This is a genomic window from Leptolyngbya sp. BC1307 (assembly GCF_002286735.1).
In the GTDB taxonomy this organism is placed as follows: domain Bacteria; phylum Cyanobacteriota; class Cyanobacteriia; order Phormidesmidales; family Phormidesmidaceae; genus Phormidesmis.
Genome location: NZ_NRTA01000106.1, coordinates 1 through 3,114, shown reverse-complemented (window position 1 = coordinate 3,114; position 3,114 = coordinate 1). Strand labels below are relative to the sequence as shown.

The window sequence follows — 3,114 nt, the reverse complement described above, 5'->3', positions numbered from 1 at the left end:
CGGCGCATTGAGTTTTGCTACACCCCGAAGCATGGCAGTTGGCTGAATGTCGCAGAGAACGAGCTGAGCGCGATGACCCGTCAATGTGTTGACGGTAGACGATTCGAGGATATCGAAACCATCCGCAGCGAAATTGCGGCTTGGTCAACGGATATCAACAACACTCAACGAGGGGTTGACTGGCAAATGAAAGTTGAGGATGCTCGGTGTAAACTGATTTCCATTTATCCTCAAATTAAGCTCTGACGCTCCACTAGTACGTTCCTATTTGCCCTTAAATCTGAGTTTTGGAGGTCGAGAAATATATTATTATTGACGAAATTGGGACTGTATCTGCTGCCCCACTACGGTTCCAGCGTTATTAGCAGCATTGATGTTGACACCCTTCTCAGTGTTTTGAGTGATGTAGTTAGTACTCTGAATCTGCTGATAGTTAACTACTAACTTTTCAAGTTCACTTTTGAATGCAGGGTTAGATTCGGCCTCACTTATGATCGCAGCTTCTAGTCGCCTTGACTCAGTGCTCTGTACTGCTAACCGTCCTCGGAATCTTTTTGATAGGAAGTCCAGAAGGTTTGCACCAGCTTTTTCTAAAGCACCGTCTGTTGCTTTGTTAGCTACATAGCTTACGATCTTTACGGCTTCTAAAGCCAGTAGTGATAGCTCCATCTTGGTAGTGACCCTTTAAGAAAGTGTATCTGCTAAATCACAGTATGCATAGTGAGTAAAGTATCGTACTGGCTCTTCTAATAAAACAAACAGGATGTTTACACAAGTATGAAGAAACGTACATACATGCGTGTTAGCGAAGACTTAAGTTCTACAAGCTCTACCCTACGCAGTGAAAACACACACCGCTCTGAGAAATTATTAATCAGGTTCACGTACAGTTACCTGCAATGATGCGGTAGCTGGGTAGTTGCCTTTGGTTTAATTCAGATTAGATATGAGTACAGAAACAAACCAGCATGAGGGGCAGTGGTGGTTACCTGAAAACCCCGATAATCGGATACCGGGTAGCTTGTCGGTTCACCAGCGTGAAGGTATCAAGCTTAAAGCAGTGGGGGCTTTGATATCAATGCCAGCGTTGATGAACGCTGAGAACGATTCCTTATCTCGACTTGTAGTGCTAGGTCAAACGACTAAAGGAAAATCCATATCGCTCCTTTACGTAACTCCTGGTAAGCATGAGGACGATAGAGGGAATTCTAAGAATGTTCTAATGTTCTACTCCTTAGTGGCTTCGTAGTTATGACTTCTCAGCAGGCACCAGATATTGTAGCTTTATCAAAAGGTGGTAACCCAAAAGCAATAGCTGCTTTAATCAATCGTCAGCTTAAGACCAAAGGTATCGAAGCAAAAGCTAATTTGAAGGGCAGGTGTTTAGAAATCCTACTAGAAGCAGCTCAAGCGCCAGACCAGCACTCAGCAGTTAAATTAATAGGCAATGGCCTTACGAAGTTAAGTCCAAATGGAATTAGCACTGTCAGGCTCTTTGGGAAGGAAACAGGCAAAGATTTTTTTAGCTGGGAGAATTCATTTAGTATTCCTTATAGTTTAGAGGATAAAAACTTACTTTCTCCCTCTAAACTGATTTCTGACAACGTTGATAAGGCTCCTATTGACAAGAAACTCTCTTTAGAAGCAAACAAAGATTTCCCCTACGGAGTATTAGGAAAGAATGGTCAGATAAAACTGACTAGGAAGCGCGTGATCATATCCAGAAAGGGCTTTTGGGGGTTCTTAAGTCAGGGAATGGCAGGCGACAAAGAAATTCCAATTAATCGTATTACTGCGGTTCAATTTAAGGAAGTTGGCGCTTTAACCACTGGTTTCTTACAGTTTTCTATTCTTGGTGGAATCGAATCAAGGGGTGGTGTAGGAAACGCTGCTAACGATGAAAACACTGTACTATTTGAAGCTCATCAGCAGAGAGAGTTTAAGGAAGTAAAACGCTATGTCGATAGTGTGATAGATGATGAGGCAGTAGATTTTAGAAGTCTCAACTTACCAGACTTTGAGACATTGGAAGAAAGGAGAATAGAAGCTAACCGGTTAGCAGAGGCGAAAATGAGACAAATCCCCAATTACTCCTTTTCCCCTAATGTTGTTAACCTAACGCTTTCAGGAATAGGAGCCTGGACAATAATTTGCGGGCTAAACGCAATAGCTCAATAACCGCTGGTAGAAGGCAAGCTTGTTTTAGCTTGCAACAAAACAAGCCGACTCAGCAGGCAGGGCCTGAGCCGTTGCCTGAGCCGCTCTTTGTCTAATGACATCAGGCAACAAGGGAACAGTGTCATCGTGTTTGAGCCTGGAGGTCAAATATTGCCAGAACGAAAAGCCCAGCTTGCGACAGGTTTTTTTGAGGCCGACAAAGGTGTCACGCGCCTGCCTGCCCAAGTCATGGCGAGTGGTGCCACTAATCTTACGACGAGTGACCATCTCGCGAATATCAGATTCAGCGGCATTGGTATGCAAAGGCAGCGCTGGCATCTCCAGGACGCGCAGGAGTTCTGCCTTGTGGTTGGTAAACTGCTTGAGCACCGCGTTTAAGGGCGCATTGTCCTCGAAGGTCTGTGCAAAGATGGCATCAAAGCCTCGGTTGAATGCAGGTATATCGTCAGCAGAGGGGTCTTGGCGATAAAACTTCAAGGCTTGGTAGTAGGCCCACAGCTGATAGCGCAGGGCTTCAATTTCGTTGAGCTGCGCAGGGGTTTCGCCGCTCAATTTGCGCAGGGTACGTTCCATATGTATCCAGCACAGGGCATGGACGAACAAGACAAACTGCGGCGCACCATCACTGAGGATAATCAACTCAGGTGACACCCCATGGCTAATCACACTGCCGAGCAAAGCCGCTTCGGTGACCAACCTAACCGCGAGCGGGGTGACGATATCAAGGCGCTCTAAATAAGCTGCCCATGCCGATTCACCCTGACAAATCACCTGCTCAGAAAAGCTCAGTTTCTCTAAATGGCGAGACGCTAGCCCATGAGCGCTCAGGTAGGCTTGGGCATATTCGTTGAGCACATAGTCCTCAAACGGATGACGCAGGAGCTTGAGATAGTTTTGCCGGGACTTGTGCTCACTACTGCGAAAATAGGCAAATAG

4 protein-coding genes are annotated in these 3,114 nt (G+C 45.6%); 2 read left to right on the top strand and 2 right to left on the bottom strand.

Annotated elements, in window-relative coordinates; all coding sequences use genetic code 11:
• On the top strand, nt 1-246 hold a 246-nt coding region (locus CKL79_RS22070), incomplete at its 5' end, for a transposase (protein WP_170943920.1).
• Between the two features lie 63 nt (nt 247-309).
• Here the strand turns inward: CKL79_RS22070 and CKL79_RS22065 are convergent.
• A complete protein-coding gene (locus CKL79_RS22065; protein ID WP_121971666.1) occupies nt 310-669 on the bottom strand; it encodes a hypothetical protein in 360 nt (119 codons plus the stop codon).
• A gap of 582 nt (nt 670-1,251) precedes the next feature.
• On the opposite strand from CKL79_RS22065, the gene CKL79_RS22055 reads away from it, so the two are divergent.
• Entirely contained in the window at nt 1,252-2,178 is a 927-nt protein-coding gene (locus CKL79_RS22055; RefSeq protein WP_121971664.1) for a DUF4429 domain-containing protein, read from the top strand.
• 24 nt (nt 2,179-2,202) lie between these two features.
• Here the strand turns inward: CKL79_RS22055 and CKL79_RS22050 are convergent.
• A partial coding sequence (locus CKL79_RS22050) for a transposase (protein WP_141242221.1) occupies nt 2,203-3,114 on the bottom strand: 912 nt, incomplete at its 5' end.